Consider the following 16,757-nt stretch of genomic DNA (forward strand, 5'->3'; position numbering starts at 1 on the left):
CCACGGGCAACCCGGCGCGCTTCGCGTCACACGGCGACGAGAGCGCGTCCAACAACACGGAAAGCCGACATGCTGAGCCGCACTGCCGATCATCTGTTCTGGATGGCCCGTTACATGGAGCGCGCCGAGAATACCGCGCGCATGCTCGACATCAACCTGAAGGCGCAACTGCTGCCGCAGACGCCCGAACAGGAGGAGCGCACGCAGCGCTCGGTGCTGCGCATCTCCGAGCTGGAGCACGCGTTCGCGCAGCGCTACGACGAGCCGACCCGCGAAAACGTGCTCGATTTCATGGTGGCCGATCCGACCAACTCGTCGAGCATTCATTCGTGTTTGCAGGCAGCCCGCGAAAACGCGCGCGCGGTGCGCGGCACGCTGACCACTGAATGGTGGGAGACGATCAACGATACGTGGCTCGAATTCAACGAGCGCACCGCGCACGGCGAGGTGGCGAACAACCTGTCCGCGCTGTTCGAATGGGTGAAGTTCCGCTCGCATCTGTCGCGCGGCGTGACGATCGGCACCGCGTTGCAGGACGACGCATTCTTTTTCACGCAGCTCGGCACCTTTCTCGAACGCGCGGACAACACGGCGCGCATTCTCGACGTGCGCTTCGCCGACGCCGAGCCGAACTCGCGCGAGGCTGCCCGGCAGCTCGAAGACTTCTATTACTGGACGTCGATTCTGAGTTCGGTGTCGGCGCTGGAGATCTACCGCAAGGTGTATCGCGATGTCGTGACACCGGCGCGCGTGGTCGAGCTGATGATCCTGAATTCGCAGATGCCGCGCTCGCTGCTGGCGTCGCTCGATGGCGTCTGCGAAAACCTCGCGATGCTGCGCACGCAGGGCTCGAATCAATGCGAGCGCTTTGCGGGCAAGCTGCGCGCCGAACTGCTTTACTCGGATATCCGGCAGATTTTCGAAGCCGGTCTGCACGCGTGGCTCACGCAGTTTCTCGCCCGTGTGTTCGAACTCGGCAACATGGTCGCGCGCACGTACCTGATGCTGCCCGTTGCCTGATGGAGTGCCCTCAATGTATCTGACGATCCGCCACGACACCTCTTACCGCTACGAATCGACGGTCCATTACTCGATCCAGCAACTGCGCCTCACGCCATCGAGCGGTGCTTCACAGATCGTGCGGCGCTGGACGCTCGATGCGCCCGGCAAGCTCGACTCGACCTTCGACGCCTATGGCAACGTGCTGCACACGCTCGTACTCAACAAGCAGCACGACGAGATTCGCGTGCATGTATCGGGCGAAGTCGACACGTTTCCTTTGATCGACGGCCGGCTCGGCGACGATGCGGGCGCGATCCCGCTCGAGCATTTCACCTGCGCGACACGGCTGACCGACTGCGACCCCGCGATTCGCGAACTGGCGGCGTCCGTGCCGTCGCTCGACAAGGCGGCCGCGCTGATTGCGCTGTCGGAGAAGATCATCGATCGCGTGCAGTTCGAGACGGGCGCGACGGGCGTGACGAGCACGGCGTCGCAGGCGCTTGCGCTCGGCAAGGGCGTCTGCCAGGACCACGCGCATCTGATGCTCGCGTGCTGCCGCGCGCGCGGCATTCCGGCGCGCTATGTGAGCGGCTATATCGAACCGGGCGACGTCGAGCATGCGGCGAGTCACGCGTGGGTCGATGTGTGGCTCGCGGGTATCGGCTGGATTTCCGTCGACGTCACGCACGCTGCGTTTGCCAGCGAGATGTATTGCCGGCTCGCGTCGGCGCGCGACTATGAAGCGGCCTCGCCCGTGCGCGGACGGCGGATCGGCGGACTGGAAGAAACGCTCGATGTGTCCGTTGCCGTGAAGGCGCAGGAGCAGTCGCCGCAATAGGGAGCGCGCCGCGAAACGAGGGATCTTTTCGGGCACACATCGGCTGCAGCGTGCCAGGCGCGCGCATTACAATGGCAGCGTCCCGCGGCGCTGCCCGCGGCCTGTGCCTTTTTCCGGCTCGCCCAACCGTTCGTTCGGGGCAGCCGTCTGGATTTCTGTCATGACTTACTGTGTGGCGATGTGCGTCGATGAAGGGCTCGTGTTCCTGTCGGATACACGGACTAATGCCGGCGTCGATCACATCAGCACCGCGCGCAAGATGTCGGTGTTCGAAGAGCCCGGCGAACGCATGCTGGTGCTGCTCGGCGCGGGCAATCTGTCGCTCACGCAGGCCGTGCTGCAAGAGTTGTCCGAGCCGACTGGACCTTCAGGACCCTCCGCTTCGTCGAAGCCCACGCTCTGGACCGTGCAAACGATGGCCGACGCCGCGCGCGTGGTCGGCCAGGCAGTGCGCGACGTGCACCTGCGCGAGGCGAATGCGCTGCAGGAATTCGGCGTCGACTTCAATTGCAGCTTCATTCTCGGCGGACAGATCCGTGAGAACGCGGAGAGCGGCAATGGCGCCGGACAATCGCGGCCGCGTCTCTTCATGATCTATGCGGCAGGTAACTTCATCGAATCGTCGCGTGTGAATCCGTACTTTCAGATCGGCGAGTCGAAGTATGGCAAGCCGATCATCGACCGCGTGCTGATCCCATCCACGCCGCTCGACGAGGCCGCCAAGTGCGCGCTGATCTCGATGGACTCGACGCTGCGCTCGAACCTCTCGGTCGGGCTGCCGCTCGATCTGCTCGTCTACGAGAAAGATACGCTGAAGGTGACGCGCTTCGTGTCGATCGATCAGGACAACGCGTATTACCAGATGATCCATCGCACATGGGGCGAACGGCTTCGGCAGGTGTTCGGCGAGATTCCCGATCCAGACTGGCAAATCACGGGCGACGTGCCGCAGAACGGGCATGTCGGGGAGATGGTGCTGTATCGGCCGCCGGGTGAGTTGCATGCGGATGCAGAGCGCGGCACGCCGGCTGTCGACGCGCGGCCCGCGCAGACTCTGGCGCAAGCCGACAAGCCTAAAACACGCGGCTGATCACGCCGACACACCGCGCCCGCTTCAGGGCGCATCCACTTTTTCCACTGGGGCAATGAAAAAAGCCAGCGTTGGCTTGCGCCGCTGCTGGCTTCAGAGTACGGCTCGACGTCTCGAGCCGTGCGTCATATTGTTCTATTAGAACTTGTGACGGATACCCAAGCTGACGATTTCCTGGCTGGTCGAACCTGCACCGTAGCCATACGAGCCAACCGATGCGCCTGCGTCGACGATGTTGCCCGTGCTTTGATCACGCTGATGGCCGCTTGCCTTCTGGTAAGCACCGAGCAGGTACAGGTCGGTACGCTTCGACAGATTGTAGTCGGCGCCCAGCGAAACCTGGTTGTAGCTTGCCGACGCGTCGCCAGAGCCGTGCGTGTAGGTGTAGCCCAGACCGAGCAGCATTGCCGGCGTGACCTGCCAGCCTGCGTAAGCGCCAGCAACCTGGTACTTCTGCTGCGACGCGAAGCCCGAGAATCCGTCCGGCTTGTACTGCGCGAAGCTGTAACGCAGGTTGAACGTGAACGGACCCGTGACATATTGGCCAGCTACCGACGTGATGTCGATCGACTTGGCAGACTGGTACGCGCCGTTGATGTTCGAGCCATCGAACGTAGCGTCCGACGTCACGCCTTGGCTCCAAGTGCCAGCCGGCGTTGCCGGGGTGACGCCGCGGCTTGCCGGCGTGTTGCCGTTTTGCATGCGGAAGTAACCAGCTGCGACGGCGAACGGACCGCCGCTCCACGTTGCTGCGCCTGCCCACGACTGGCCAGCGCCCGTTGCGCCAGCGACGCCGCCCAGAGCGTACATGCCTTCGAACTGGAAGCCGCTCCACACCGGCGACACGTACTTGATTGCGTTGTTCGTACGCGAGCTGTTGTCGTTGTTGTCAACGTCGCCCGGCGTCGTGAACGTGCTACCGAAGTAGTTGTCAGCCGTCAGCGGCTGGACCAGGTCGACGAGCGGGTCGTACTGGCGACCCAACGTGAACGTACCGTAGGCATCGTGCGTCACGCCAACGTATGCCTGACGGCCGAACAGCTTGGTGCCCGTGCCGTACGAGCCCATCTTGCCGTTGTTCGGGTTGAAGCCGCTTTCCAACTGGAAGATCGCCTTCAGGCCACCGCCCAGGTCTTCCGTACCCTTCATGCCCCAGCGGCTGCCTTGCAGGTTGCCTGCTGCCAGCTGCCACAGGTTGTCATTAGCCAGGTTCGAGTTGTGAACGTACTGGATCGAGTCATCGATCAAGCCATAAAGCGTCACGCTGCTCTGTGCATGTGCTGCGCCTGCAGCGCCGAGCAGAGCCAGCGAGAGCGTCGACAGTGCGATTCGTTTCATCCATTTCTCCACGCAGATGATTGGTTTTCGTTGTTGCGAAACGGAGAATAGCGCAGTGTCTCTAAGTGTAAGAACTGAAAAAAATTAAGGTGTATCGAAAAACCGACAGCCCGGTAGAAGCCTTGTATCGTAAGCTTGCCAACGATTGTTTCTGTTTCAGCAATATTGAATCTTTGGTTGTGGATTATTGTTGTTTTTATGACAGTGATCGATAGTATCGGTACGATTTACGTCATCAGGCGCGTGTTTCGTGTAAGAAAGTTGTCTAGTCGACTGCGGAAATTTCCGCTTCCACATTAAGAAGTCATAAAGGCTGCGAGCGTTCAGCTTGACGTTTCGGGTGGACAGTTTCGGTCGGATGTGATCGCGGCCGGCCGGCGCTGTTGAAGTGGACGCTTAACGGCTGGCGTTATCGGAAGGCGGCGTTTCAGCGTCGTTCGAAGCGTTGCAGCGCCGGGCGAGCGCGGCCACGGCCATCGCGGTGCTCGCCGCGATCAGCATCGACTCCCATGGATGCCGCCGGACATAACGGTCCGCCGCGACGGCCCTGCGTCCTGCTTCGACGATCGTCACCGCGGCGGCGCGCGTCGCCTGCGTTTCGGCCTTGATGACAGTCTTGCCGATAGACACGGCCTTGCCGATGCCGGCGTCATGCTTCGCCAGCAATCGCGTTGCAATGGAAGGGCGCGGTGTCGGCGGCGTGACGGCTGAAGACGGCTGCGGGTCGCTCACTGGTCTGCGTCTCGCGTCTGTCGCCACCGTCGACGCTGCCAGCACGGACGCCAGCATCGCGCGGCTGCCCGGCGGCGTGGCGGGTGCGAGGCCCCACGCGCCACGGGGATCATGCATGCGGCCGCGCGCGGCGGCGAACTCCGCGCCGAGCAGCAACACGACCGCCGAGAAGTACAGCCACATCAGCAGCACCGCGAGCGAGCCGGCCGCGCCGAACGAATTGGCCATGCCGGCATGCGCGAGGTAGAGCGCGAAGAGCTTCTTGCCCGCAGAGAAGAGCGCGGCCGCCACCGTCCCGCCGACCAGCGCGTCGCGCCAGCGCACGGGCGCATCGGGCAGAAACTTGAGCAGCGCGGCGAACGCGAACGCGAGCACCATCCAGCCGACGGCCAGTTGCAGCAGATTGCCGATCACCACATACGGCGAGTCGCCCCAGATCCAGTTGCCGACAAACGTGATCGCCGTGTCGAGTACCAGCGACACGATCAGCAGGAACGCCACGCCGAGCACGAGGCCGAACGAGATCAGCCGCACGCGCACCAGCGCGAACACGCTCGACGCGCGCGGCGCCACCGACGGCCAGACGATATTGAGCGCGCTATTCAACGACGAAAAGGTCGCGGACGCGCCCACGGCCAGCAGAACGAACGAGAGGATCGCAGCGATGCCGCCCGCGCCGCCGCTGCGATGCGCGTTCTGTACGATCGTCGTGACGGCGGCGGCGGCATCGTTGCCGAGCACGCTATGCACCTGTCTGAACAATTCGCCGCGCGCGGCTTCCGCGCCGAAGAACCAGCCGGAGATGGCGATCACCATCACGAGCGTCGGCGCGAGCGAGAACGCCGCATAGAACGCGATGCTCGCCGCCATCGCCGCGCAGCGGTTCTCGGAGAACTGCCGCAACGCGCCGGCAGCCCACGACGCCTGCTTCTTCGCGACCGTTTGCAGCTTGTCGGCGGACAGTGAATCGAGGTCCATGACCGTCCTTCATGACGAGGGTTGATACGCCGGACACACAACGCATGGCATCGCGGATTCATCGCGCATTGACGCGCGCCGGGGCATGCAACTGACAATCGTATTACGCAAGCGTCATGCCCATCTGCCTATGCGAATACAACAAGACGAAGCAACAAGACTGAGCCACAACGCTGAGTCGTTGAGCATAGATCGTGCTGCGCATTGTGCTTCTGTCTGCTTACGATCGTCAGGAAACGACTTATACTTTTTTCACATCCCCACGAATAGAACGAGAGGCGATCATGTTGCAAATGTCCCGCCGTCAGTTTCTGAAGGTGACGGCGAGCACGCTGGCCGGATCGAGTTTGGCCCTGATGGGCTTCTCGCCGGAACCCGCGCTCGCCGAAGTCCGACAGTACAAACTGGCTCGTACTACCGAAACGCGCAACACGTGTCCCTATTGCTCCGTCGGCTGCGGCATCCTGATGTACGGGCTCGGCGACGGCGCGAAGAACGCGACTGCCAGCATCATTCACATTGAAGGCGACCCGGACCACCCGGTCAATCGCGGCACGTTGTGCCCGAAAGGGGCGAGCCTGATCGACTTCATTCATAGCCCGAGCCGTCTGAAGTATCCCGAGTATCGTGCTGCCGGTTCCGATCAGTGGCAACGCATCTCGTGGGACGACGCGCTCGACCGCATCGCGAAGCTGATGAAGGAAGATCGCGACGCGAACTTCATCGAAAGCACGCCCGACGGCAAGAAGGTCAATCGCTGGCTGACCACGGGCATGCTCGCGGCGTCGGCGGGCAGCAACGAGGTCGGCTATCTGACGCACAAGACTGTGCGAAGCATGGGGATGCTTGCGTTCGACAACCAGGCGCGTGTCTGACACGGCCCGACGGTGGCAGGTCTTGCCCCGACGTTTGGCCGTGGCGCGATGACGAACCATTGGGTCGACATCAAGAACGCGGACGTGATTCTGGTGATGGGCGGCAATGCGGCCGAGGCGCACCCGTGCGGTTTCAAATGGGTGACCGAGGCGAAGGCGCACAACAAGGCGAAGCTGATGGTCGTCGATCCGCGCTTTACGCGTACGGCGTCGATCGCGGATTTCTATGCGCCGATCCGCACGGGCACCGACATCGCGTTCCTTGGCGGCGTGATCAACTATCTGCTGACCAATGACAAGATCCAGCACGAGTACGTGAAGAACTACACGGACATGCCGTTCATCGTCCGTGAAGACTTTGCGTTCAACGACGGCATCTTCTCCGGCTACGACGCGAACGCGCACAAGTACGCAGACAAATCGACGTGGGACTACGAGCGCGGCGACGACGGCTTCGTCAAGGTCGACACGACGCTGCAGCATCCGCGCTGCGTGTACAACCTGCTCAAGCAGCACTATTCGCGCTATACGCCGGAGATGGTCGAGAAGACCTGCGGCACACCGAAAGACAGGTTCCTGCACGTCTGCGAGACGCTCGCGACGACTTCGACACCAGGTCGCGCGGGCACGATTCTCTATGCGCTCGGCTGGACGCATCATTCGATCGGCGCGCAGATGATCCGCACGGGTGCGATGGTGCAACTGCTGCTCGGCAATATCGGCATCGCGGGCGGCGGGATGAACGCACTGCGTGGCCACTCGAACATCCAGGGGTTGACGGACCTCGGCCTGATGTCGAATCTGCTGCCGGGCTACATGACGTTGCCGAACGAGCCGGAGCAGGATTTCGACGCCTATATCAAGAAGCGCGCAGCGCAGCCGCTGCGGCCCAACCAGTTGAGCTACTGGAAGAATTACCGCGCCTTCCACGTGAGCATGATGAAGTCGTGGTGGGGCGACGCCGCAACGGCCGACAACAACTGGGGCTTCGACTACCTGCCGAAGCTCGACAAGCCGTACGACCTGCTGCAGACCATCGAGCTGATGCACCAGGGCAAGATGAACGGCTATCTCTGCCAGGGCTTCAATCCGCTCGCGGCCGCGCCGAACAAGGCGAAAACGGCGGCGAGCCTTGCGAAGCTGAAGTGGCTCGTCATCATGGACCCGCTCGCGACGGAAACGTCCGAGTTCTGGAAGAACTACGGCGAGTACAACGACGTCGATGCATCGAAGATCCAGACAGAAGTGTTCCGGCTGCCGACCACCTGCTTCGCCGAAGAGCGCGGTTCGCTGGTCAGTTCGAGCCGTGTGCTGCAGTGGCACTGGCAAGGCGTGGAGGGGCCGGGCGAGGCGCGCAGCGATCTCGAGATCATGTCGGGCCTCTTCCTGCGCATGCGCAAGGCGTACAAGGAGCAGGGCGGCAAGTATCCCGATCCCATCGTTAACCTGAACTGGACGTACGCGCATCCCGACAGCCCGACGCCCGAAGAGATCGCGATGGAGTTTAGCGGCAAGGCACTCGCGGACCTGCCCGATCCCAAAGATCCGAGCAAGGTGCTCGTCAAGAAGGGCGACCAGCTGGCTGGCTTTGCGCAACTGAAGGACGACGGTACGACGGCGAGCGGCTGCTGGATCTTCTGCGGCGCGTGGACCCAGACGGGCAACCAGATGGGCCGGCGCGACAACAGCGACCCGACGGGCATCGGCCAGACGCTCGGCTGGGCGTGGGCGTGGCCTGCGAACCGGCGCGTGCTGTACAACCGCGCATCGTGCGATGTGAACGGCAAGCCGTTCGACCCGAAACGCAAGCTGATCGCGTGGAACGGCACGAGCTGGAGCGGGCCTGATATTCCCGACTACAAGATCGACGAGGCGCCCGAAAACGGCATGGGACCGTTCATCATGAACCCGGAAGGCGTCGCGCGTTTCTTCGCGCGCGACGGTATGAACGAAGGGCCTTTCCCCGAGCACTACGAGCCGTTCGAAACGCCGCTCGGCTACAACACGTTCCATCCGAACAATCCGCTGGCGACGAATAACCCGGCTGCGCGCGTGTTCCCGGACGACCGCAAGGCGTTCGGCAAGGCGGCCGATTTCCCGCATACGGCGACCACCTATCGTCTGACGGAACACTTCCACTTCTGGACCAAGCATGCGCGCCTGAACGCGATCATCCAGCCGCAGCAGTTTGTCGAAATCGGCGAAGACCTCGCGAAGCAGGTCGGCGTGGTGGCGGGCGAACGCGTGAAGGTGTCGAGCAATCGTGGGTACATCATCGCCGTGGCTGTCGTCACGAAGCGGATCAAACCGCTGATGATCGACGGCAAGAAGGTGCAGACGGTCGGCATTCCGTTGCATTGGGGTTTCAAGGGGCTCACGAAGCCGGGCTATATCACCAACACGTTGACGCCTGTCGTGGCCGACGCGAATTCGCAGACACCGGAATTCAAGTCGTTCCTCGTGAAGGTCGAGAAGGCGTAGGGAGGCGTCATGGCATTTCAATCGCTCGATATCAAACGCCTCTCCGCCACGACCGTGCAGCCGACGTCGGTGCGTGAGCCTGTCACCGGAGAAGTCGCGAAGCTGATCGACGTAACCAAGTGCATCGGCTGCAAGGCGTGCCAGACAGCGTGCATGGAGTGGAACGATCTGCGCGACGAGGTCGGCATCACGACGGGCGTCTACGACAACCCGCGCGATCTCACCGAGCATTCATGGACGGTGATGCGCTTCACCGAGTACGAGAATCCGAAAGGGGATCTCGAATGGCTGATCCGCAAGGACGGCTGCATGCACTGCGAAGATCCCGGCTGCCTGAAGGCGTGTCCGTCACCGGGCGCGATCGTGCAGTACACGAACGGCATCGTGGATTTCCACGAGGAGAACTGCATCGGCTGCGGCTACTGCATTGCGGGCTGCCCGTTCAATATTCCGCGGCTGTCGAAGGCGGATCATCGCGTGTACAAGTGCACGCTCTGCTCGGACCGCGTCGGAGTCGGCCAGGAACCGGCGTGCGTGAAGACCTGCCCGACGGGCGCGATCGTGTTCGGCACCAAGGTCGACATGATCCAGCACGCGGAAGAGCGCATCGTGGATCTGAAGGAGCGCGGCTTCGAACACGCAGGACTGTACAACCCGGCGGGCGTGGGTGGCACGCACGTGATGTACGTGCTGCATCACGCGGACCAGCCTTCGCTCTACCACGGCTTGCCTGACGATCCGCACATCAGCCCGTTCGTGAAGCTGTGGAAAGGCATTGCGAAGCCGCTCGGCGTCGCGGCGATCGCGCTGACGGCGCTGGCGGGTTTCTTCCACTACACGCGCATCGGCCCGAACGAACTCAGCGAAGAAGACGAGGACGCCGCCCGCAACGCCGCGCACGATATCCGCGAACGGCGCGAGCACAAGCCCGAGGAGCCCGTCAAATGAAACATCATCGGCATGAGAACCCGGACCTGATCGTGCGCTACACGCCGAACGAGCGCACGAACCACTGGATCACGGCGATCACCTTTGTTCTGCTCGCGCTGTCGGGCCTGGCGCTGTTTCATCCGTCGATGTTCTGGCTGTCCGCGCTGTTCGGCGGCGGGCAATGGACGCGCATCCTGCATCCGTTCATCGGCCTCGTGATGTTCGTGTCGTTCATGATTCTTGCGCTGCGCTTCTGGCATCACAACTATCTCGATGCCGACGACCGGCAGTGGCTGCGCCAGATCAACGATGTGCTCACCAACCGCGAAGACCGATTACCCGAAGTCGGCAGATACAACGCCGGGCAGAAGCTGCTGTTCTTTGTACTGGTGCTATGCCTGCTGCTGTTGCTGCTGAGCGGCATCGTCATCTGGCGCGCGTATTTCGCGTTCTATTTCCCGATTGAAGTGGTGCGCGTCGCGGCCGTAATTCATGCTGTGACCGCGTTCGTGCTGATCTGCAGCATCATCGTCCATATCTACGCGGCGATATGGGTGAAGGGTTCGATCGGCGCGATGGTGCGTGGCACGGTGACGCTCGGCTGGGCGCGCAAGCATCATCCGAAGTGGTTTCGCGAGAGTATCAAGTAACCTGTGCGCGGCGCGCGCCGGGCCAGTAGTGCGCGCTGCGTCTGCATATCTGCTACTGTTGACGCCATCCATGTTTCTGACTAGCAGGAACCTGAATTGGTGCAACGCATCCTGGATCCCGGCCAGATCGAATCGATCGATCACTCCGCCATTCCGCGCCTGCGGATGCCGGAGCGCGCAACGCTATTCTCGACGCGCGCCGCACGTCTGCGCCAACAGGCGGATGCGAGTCCGATTGGCGGCTATATCCGGCTGATGGCGACGCTGGCCGACGCGCAGCAGCAAACGCTCGCGCAGATCAGCGCGGCGATGCCCTCCACCGAATCCATCGACCTAGCGCAGCAGCATTCGATGCCCATTGCGCCCGCGACCACGGCGGATCGCGATCCCTTGTGGCGCGACGTATTGCAGCGTCTGCTCGATCGCGTCGAAGCGGCGGGACTGGTGACGCCCATGCTCGCCCGCGTGATCGACGACTTGCGCGTGAAGCGCGCGGAAGAACTCGACGCACTCGCCGACGCGATCGTTGCGCTGCGCTTCAACGAAGTCGAGCCGGCGTCCGCGCCGTTCGTGATGGCCGCGTTGCAGGTAGTGTGGACGGACATCGCGAGCCGCATCGATCAGCGCGCCGTGCCGTATCTCGACGCGCCCGGCGCGTGTCCCGTGTGCGGCGTGCCGCCCGTCGCGAGCATCGTGCGCGTCGGCGGACAGTTCCAGGGCTATCGCTATGTGCAATGCGGCCTGTGTTCGACCGAGTGGCATGTGGTGCGCGTCAAGTGCACGAATTGCGATTCGACGAAGGGCATCGCGTATCACGGCATCGACGGCGGCAGTGAAGCGCTCAAGGCCGAATCGTGCGACGAGTGTCACACGTATCGCAAGATCGGCTATCAGGAGAAAGACTACGACTTCGAGCCGCTCGCCGACGACCTCGCGAGCCTCACGCTCGATCTGCTAATGAACGAAGCAGGCTATAAGCGCAGCAGTCCGAATCCGCTGTTGTGGCCGGAAGTGCCTTCGGACGAATAAGCCGTCGTCGTAGCAACCGCGCGGGGGACGCAAGCGTGAGCGAAGTGTCGGGAAACCAGCTGAACAGGGACATTCGCGCGTTGCTTGCGCGAGTGCCGGCTGTCGAGCGCGTGCTGTCGTCGGCACAAGCGCAACCATTGATCGATGAATACGGCCGCACGCAGGTCGTCGACGCAATACGCGCGGCCGCCGATTCGCTAAGGCGCGACCTGCTCGCGGGCACTTCTTTCGATGAATCGTTCAGCTTCGAAACGAAGCTAATCGACGATACGTCGCGCACGCTCGCCGCTCGCGCGCGGCCCCATTTGCGCGCAGTGTTCAATCTGACGGGCACCGTACTGCATACGAATCTCGGGCGCGCACTACTGCCCGATGAAGCCGTGCGCGCTGTAGTCGAAGCGCTCACGCGGCCGATGAACCTGGAGTTCGATCTCGCCACGGGCAGCCGCGGCGATCGCGACGATCTGATCGACGAACTCATCTGCGAGCTGACGGGCGCCGAGGCGGCGACGGTGGTCAACAACAACGCGGCGGCCGTGCTGCTGACATTGTCAGTGCTCGCGTCGAAGAAGGAAGTGGTGGTGTCGCGCGGCGAACTGGTCGAGATAGGCGGCGCGTTCCGCATTCCCGACATCATGTCGCGTGCGGGCGCGAAGCTGCGCGAGATCGGCACGACGAACCGCACGCATCTGAAGGATTACGACGAAGCGATCAATGCGCGCACCGCGCTGCTGATGAAGGTTCATTGCAGCAACTATGCGATAGAAGGCTTCACAAAAAGCGTGTCCGTCGATGAAGTCGCGCAGCTCGCGCATGCGCGCGGCCTGCCGATGGCCGTCGATCTCGGTAGTGGCACGCTCGTCGATCTCGCGCAGTTCGGTTTGCCGACTGAGCCGACCGTGCGCGAGACAGTCGAAGCGGGCGCCGATCTGGTCACGTTCAGCGGCGACAAGCTGCTGGGCGGGCCGCAGGCGGGGTTGATCGTCGGGCGCGCGGAGTTGATCCGCAAGATCAAGAAGCATCCGCTCAAACGCGCACTGCGCGTCGGCAAGCTGACGCTCGCGGCGCTCGAACCTGTGTTGCAGCTTTATCGCGCGCCCGAGCGGTTGCGCGAGCGGCTGACGACATTGCGTCTGTTGACGCGTCCCGCCGCCGACATGCAGGAACAGGCGACGCGTGTGCAAGCAGTGCTGCAACGCGCGCTTGGCGAAGCGTACAGCGTGACGGCGGAGCCGATGATGAGTCAGATCGGCAGCGGCGCGTTGCCTGTCGATCAGTTGCCGAGCTTCGGCCTTGCGATGCGCAATGCCGCGGGCAAGCGCGGCGGCCGCGCGCTAATGAAGCTCGAAGGAGCGCTGCGCGCGTTGCCGCGCCCGGTGCTTGGACGCATCGCCGACGACGCGCTGCGCCTCGATCTGCGCTGCCTCGAAGCCGCCGACGAAGCCGTGTTCGTCGCGCAATGCGCGGAGCTGCGGATATGATCGTCGGCACGGCGGGCCATATCGATCACGGCAAGACGACACTGGTACGCGCGCTGACGGGCGTCGATACCGACCGCCTGAAGGAAGAGAAGGCGCGCGGCATTTCGATCGAACTCGGCTACGCCTACACGCCGCTCGACAACGGCGACGTGCTCGGCATGATCGACGTGCCGGGCCACGAAAAGCTCGTGCATACGATGGCGGCGGGCGCGTGTGGCATCGACTATGCGCTGCTCGTGATCGCCGGCGACGACGGCATCATGCCGCAGACGCGCGAGCATCTCGCGATCCTGCAACTGCTTGGCATTACGCGCGGCGCGATCGCACTGACGAAAACCGATCGCGTGGATGGCGCGCGCATCGCGCAGGTGCATGAAGAGATTCGCGCGTGGCTTGCCGCGACGCCGTTCGCCGATGCGCCGGTCTTCGATACGAACGCGACTTCACCCGACGATGCCGGCGTGCGCGCGCTGTCGAGTCATCTGCGCGACGCGGCCGTTGCATGGCGCGCGCGGCGCGACGATGGGCTGTTCCGTCTCGCCGTCGACCGTGTGTTCACGCTTGCGGGGCAGGGCACGATCGTGACGGGTACGGTGTTCGCCGGGCGCGTCGCAACGGGCGACACGCTGATGCTCGAACCGGCGCATCGAGCCGTGCGTGTGCGCAGTATCCACGCGCAAAACCGTGCGGCCGATGTAGGGCGCGCGGGACAGCGCTGCGCGCTCAATCTCGCCGGCATCGATAAAGACGCGATTGCGCGCGGCGACTGGATCGTCGATGCGCGGCTCGCAAAACCGGGCGAACGCTTCGACGTCGAGCTGAAGCTTCTCGCGGACGCGGATATCACGCTGCAACACTGGGCGCCGCTGCATGTGCATATCGGCACGCTGCATCGTGTCGCGCATGTCGCGTTGCTCGAAGGCGATACGCTCGCGGCCTGCTGCAGCGCGCGCGTGCAGCTGGTGTTCGATGCGCCTGTCTGCGCGTTGCCGGGCGATCGCTTCATCGTGCGCAATGCGCAGGCGACGCGCACGGTCGGCGGCGGGCGCGTGCTCGATCCGTTCGGGCCGCCGCGCAAGCGCAGGACGGCGGAGCGGCGCGCGTGGCTCGACGCATTGCAGACGTGGCTCGACGACGGCCACATCGGCCGGCTGCTCGAAGAGGCGCCGCGCGGCGTAACGCGTTCGATGCTGACGCAACTGACGGGGCTGCCCGCCGACGCATTGCCGCTGCCTGCCGATGCCGACGAGATCGCGCTGCATGGCAAGGACGCAGGCGATGCCGTCGTCGTGTTACGTACGCACTGGGCGCGTTTGCGATCGAATGTGGTTGCGACGCTCGATCAATATCACGCGCGCTCGCCCGACGAACTGGGACCGGATGCCGCGCGCTTGCGGCGCATCGCGGCGCCGCTGGTGCCCGACGCGATGTGGCGCGCGCTGGTCGACTCGCTCGTGACTGAAGGTGTCGTTGCGAGAAGCGGGCCGTGGTTGCATGCGCCGGGGCATTCGATTGCGCTCGATTCGAACGAGCAAGGTCTCGCGGACAGGTTGCTGCCGCTGCTTCTGGAAGGCCGCTTTGATCCGCCGTGGGTGCGCGATCTTGCGAAGACGACGGGGCAGCACGAAGATGCAGTGCGTCAGGTGTTGCGCAAGCTCGCGCGGCAAGGTGATGTGCATCAGGTTGTCCGCGATCTGTTCTATCACCGCGACGTGGTGCATGAGCTTGCGCGGCTCGTCGCGGGGATTGCGAATGGGCATGGCGGCGCGCTGGGCGCATCGGGGTTTCGCGACGCGACTGGACTGGGGCGCAAGCGGGCGATCCAGATTCTGGAGTTCTTCGATCGCATCGGGTATACGCGCTTTCAACGCGAGGTGCACTGGCTGAGGCCGGATTCGCATTTGCGTGAGGCGCTTGCTTGCGAATCGGGTGCGTGATGTGGAGTCGCGCAATTGCGCGCGCCACGGATGATGGTGTTGTTTAGCGCTCGCTATAATCGGTTGCGGAAAGTTTGTGGTTGAGGTTAGGCGTCAACGGAAGGCATTCGTATCTGGTGGTGCGGCTGGGCTTCAAACCCAGTAGGGGGTGTCAGCCACTCTCTGGTCGGTTCGACTCCGGCTGCCTTCCGCCACAAGGCTTTTCACGAATCTGAAGATTCGTCGTTGCGACTAGAGGAAGTCGTATAGCTTCCACCGATTGCCCAACGCGCTCCAGGAAATTTTGCGCAACGCAGCCCGGGAGTTGTAAGCCCTACGCTTGGGCGTGCGCGAGGATTCAATGGAGGCACACCTTCGCCCGTTTCCACACAACCTCGGCCAGTAGCTGTCGTTGGCTGCGTCGGTGATGTCGCCATTCGAGCGACGGTTCGGCTCACGAAGCGGCCATTAACTTGGCTTCGTACCGCGTGGCGGTATTGAGTCGAGGGTGTGTGAAAACCAACGTCAAGCGGGCCGATCGAAAAACTCGACCTTCAGATCGCGCTGTGTTGGCTTGGTGACGACTCGGGAAGGGTGAAGCGACACCCTAAAACCGGGTGATTTCGCGTTTTCACACACCTTTGGTCGCGAACCATCGATCGAGGACAGGCGACAGACCCTTCGATGTTGCAAGTTCAGCATCGGACCGCGTTCGGATGCCTTCGGCCATTCATCCTCGCGAATACAGATATTCAACCCGCCTGTCATTGAACCTGCCCGTTTGCACGCGATTCGACACCGGGCCAATATCGAGCGGAGCACGGTCTTCACTCAGCCATGCAAGTGCTTTCCCCGGCAAAGGCGTCGCCGTTGAGAACATAACATTCTTGTTCTCAAGGCGCGCCAGTGCAGTCAAAGGATGCGGTTGGACTCAAACATTAATTTCCTTCTTCTTCCACTGTCAAATTGTTCTTGACCGACGTAACTCCAGGAACACTCTCAGCAACTTTCCCTGCGAGATCTATCTGCGCCTGATCTGCAACCATTCCTACAAGCGTAATCTTGCCGCTACGAGCGATGGCGTGAAGATCAGTCGTCGCCAAGCCCTTTTGTTTGTACAACGCCGTCTGAACTCGCTTCGCCAACTCCCTATTTGCTGCTCTAATCGACGAACGAGAGGGAGCTGTTGCTGAAGTTGCCGCAGTCGTCTCTTGTGCATTAACAACGGGCACGATCGCAACAATGGCGCTGACGGCGATCGCTGTGGCAACGTAGGTCTTCATGGATTTCATCTCTTCTCCTTCAGGTGGATAGCAAAACTGGGTGGGAGAGACTCGAAAAGATCGCTGATCGATCAAAGTGCGGCGAAAAATGAGCACCCCGACGTTGATGACCAGCGGCCACGACGTTCGGCAAT

12 protein-coding genes and 1 tRNA gene are annotated in these 16,757 nt (G+C 62.7%); 10 read left to right on the top strand and 3 right to left on the bottom strand.

The genetic code is table 11. From position 1 onward, the window contains the following. Window positions 1-69 precede the first annotated feature (69 nt). The 3 genes from C2L64_RS20095 (at window position 70) to C2L64_RS20105 (ending at window position 2,930) form a co-directional block, all read left to right on the top strand. The gene (locus C2L64_RS20095) at window positions 70-1,020 is read left to right on the top strand and encodes an alpha-E domain-containing protein (protein WP_007737897.1); all 951 of its coding nucleotides are present in this window, start codon (window positions 70-72) and stop codon (window positions 1,018-1,020) included. A 13-nt stretch (window positions 1,021-1,033) separates the two neighbouring features. Further along, entirely contained in the window at window positions 1,034-1,840 is an 807-nt protein-coding gene (locus C2L64_RS20100; protein WP_009770770.1) for a transglutaminase family protein, read from the top strand. Between the two features lie 160 nt (window positions 1,841-2,000). Next, window positions 2,001-2,930 carry a proteasome-type protease gene (locus C2L64_RS20105; protein WP_007737902.1) on the top strand — a complete coding sequence of 310 codons (930 nt, stop codon included), beginning with the start codon at window positions 2,001-2,003 and terminating at the stop codon, window positions 2,928-2,930. A 138-nt stretch (window positions 2,931-3,068) separates the two neighbouring features. On the opposite strand, the gene C2L64_RS20110 is transcribed toward C2L64_RS20105, so the two are convergent. Further along, a complete protein-coding gene (locus C2L64_RS20110) occupies window positions 3,069-4,268 on the bottom strand; it encodes a porin (RefSeq protein WP_009770771.1) in 1,200 nt (399 codons plus the stop codon). Between the two features lie 396 nt (window positions 4,269-4,664). Further along, window positions 4,665-5,978 (bottom strand): YihY/virulence factor BrkB family protein, encoded by a 1,314-nt coding sequence (locus C2L64_RS20115; RefSeq protein WP_009770772.1) that lies wholly within the window; start codon window positions 5,976-5,978, stop codon window positions 4,665-4,667. Window positions 5,979-6,262: 284 nt separating this feature from the next. Here C2L64_RS20115 and fdnG point away from each other — a divergent pair, with 284 nt between their 5' ends. The 7 genes from fdnG to C2L64_RS20155 all read left to right on the top strand — a co-directional run bounded on the left by fdnG (window position 6,263) and on the right by C2L64_RS20155 (window position 15,555). Next, on the top strand, window positions 6,263-9,334 hold the full coding sequence (gene fdnG / locus C2L64_RS20125) for a formate dehydrogenase-N subunit alpha (RefSeq protein WP_158660529.1): 3,072 nt from the start codon (window positions 6,263-6,265) through the stop codon (window positions 9,332-9,334). 9 nt (window positions 9,335-9,343) lie between these two features. Next, on the top strand, window positions 9,344-10,282 hold the full coding sequence (fdxH, locus tag C2L64_RS20130; protein ID WP_007580175.1) for a formate dehydrogenase subunit beta: 939 nt from the start codon (window positions 9,344-9,346) through the stop codon (window positions 10,280-10,282). Next, window positions 10,279-10,914, top strand: coding sequence for a formate dehydrogenase subunit gamma (locus tag C2L64_RS20135; RefSeq protein WP_007580173.1), 636 nt, complete (start codon window positions 10,279-10,281; stop codon window positions 10,912-10,914). Before fdxH ends, C2L64_RS20135 begins: the two co-directional genes overlap by 4 nt. A gap of 96 nt (window positions 10,915-11,010) precedes the next feature. Further along, entirely contained in the window at window positions 11,011-11,943 is a 933-nt protein-coding gene (fdhE, locus tag C2L64_RS20140) for a formate dehydrogenase accessory protein FdhE (protein ID WP_007580168.1), read from the top strand. 35 nt (window positions 11,944-11,978) lie between these two features. Beyond that, window positions 11,979-13,424 carry an L-seryl-tRNA(Sec) selenium transferase gene (selA, locus tag C2L64_RS20145; protein ID WP_007580166.1) on the top strand — a complete coding sequence of 482 codons (1,446 nt, stop codon included), beginning with the start codon at window positions 11,979-11,981 and terminating at the stop codon, window positions 13,422-13,424. After that, the gene (selB, locus tag C2L64_RS20150) at window positions 13,421-15,361 is read left to right on the top strand and encodes a selenocysteine-specific translation elongation factor (protein WP_007580164.1); all 1,941 of its coding nucleotides are present in this window, start codon (window positions 13,421-13,423) and stop codon (window positions 15,359-15,361) included. Before selA ends, selB begins: the two co-directional genes overlap by 4 nt. Window positions 15,362-15,459: 98 nt before the next feature. Continuing rightward, a tRNA-Sec gene (locus tag C2L64_RS20155) sits at window positions 15,460-15,555 on the top strand. A gap of 723 nt (window positions 15,556-16,278) precedes the next feature. Here C2L64_RS20155 and C2L64_RS20160 read toward each other — a convergent pair. Next, complete coding sequence (locus C2L64_RS20160; RefSeq protein ID WP_007736643.1) at window positions 16,279-16,632, bottom strand: BON domain-containing protein; 354 nt, start codon at window positions 16,630-16,632, stop codon at window positions 16,279-16,281. Window positions 16,633-16,757: the final 125 nt, after the last annotated feature.

This window comes from Paraburkholderia hospita, from assembly GCF_002902965.1.
GTDB classification, from domain to species: domain Bacteria; phylum Pseudomonadota; class Gammaproteobacteria; order Burkholderiales; family Burkholderiaceae; genus Paraburkholderia; species Paraburkholderia hospita.

What these genes read in the sequence shown, in the direction of transcription:
- C2L64_RS20095 (WP_007737897.1), top strand. Translation starts at nt 70, where the DNA reads ATGCTGAGCCGCACTGCCGATCATCTGTTCTGGATGGCCCGTTACATG.
- C2L64_RS20100 (WP_009770770.1), top strand. Translation starts at nt 1,034, where the DNA reads ATGTATCTGACGATCCGCCACGACACCTCTTACCGCTACGAATCGACG.
- C2L64_RS20105 (WP_007737902.1), top strand. Translation starts at nt 2,001, where the DNA reads ATGACTTACTGTGTGGCGATGTGCGTCGATGAAGGGCTCGTGTTCCTG.
- C2L64_RS20110 (WP_009770771.1), bottom strand. Translation starts at nt 4,268, where the DNA reads ATGAAACGAATCGCACTGTCGACGCTCTCGCTGGCTCTGCTCGGCGCT.
- C2L64_RS20115 (WP_009770772.1), bottom strand. Translation starts at nt 5,978, where the DNA reads ATGGACCTCGATTCACTGTCCGCCGACAAGCTGCAAACGGTCGCGAAG.
- fdxH (WP_007580175.1), top strand. Translation starts at nt 9,344, where the DNA reads ATGGCATTTCAATCGCTCGATATCAAACGCCTCTCCGCCACGACCGTG.
- C2L64_RS20135 (WP_007580173.1), top strand. Translation starts at nt 10,279, where the DNA reads ATGAAACATCATCGGCATGAGAACCCGGACCTGATCGTGCGCTACACG.
- selB (WP_007580164.1), top strand. Translation starts at nt 13,421, where the DNA reads ATGATCGTCGGCACGGCGGGCCATATCGATCACGGCAAGACGACACTG.
- C2L64_RS20160 (WP_007736643.1), bottom strand. Translation starts at nt 16,632, where the DNA reads ATGAAATCCATGAAGACCTACGTTGCCACAGCGATCGCCGTCAGCGCC.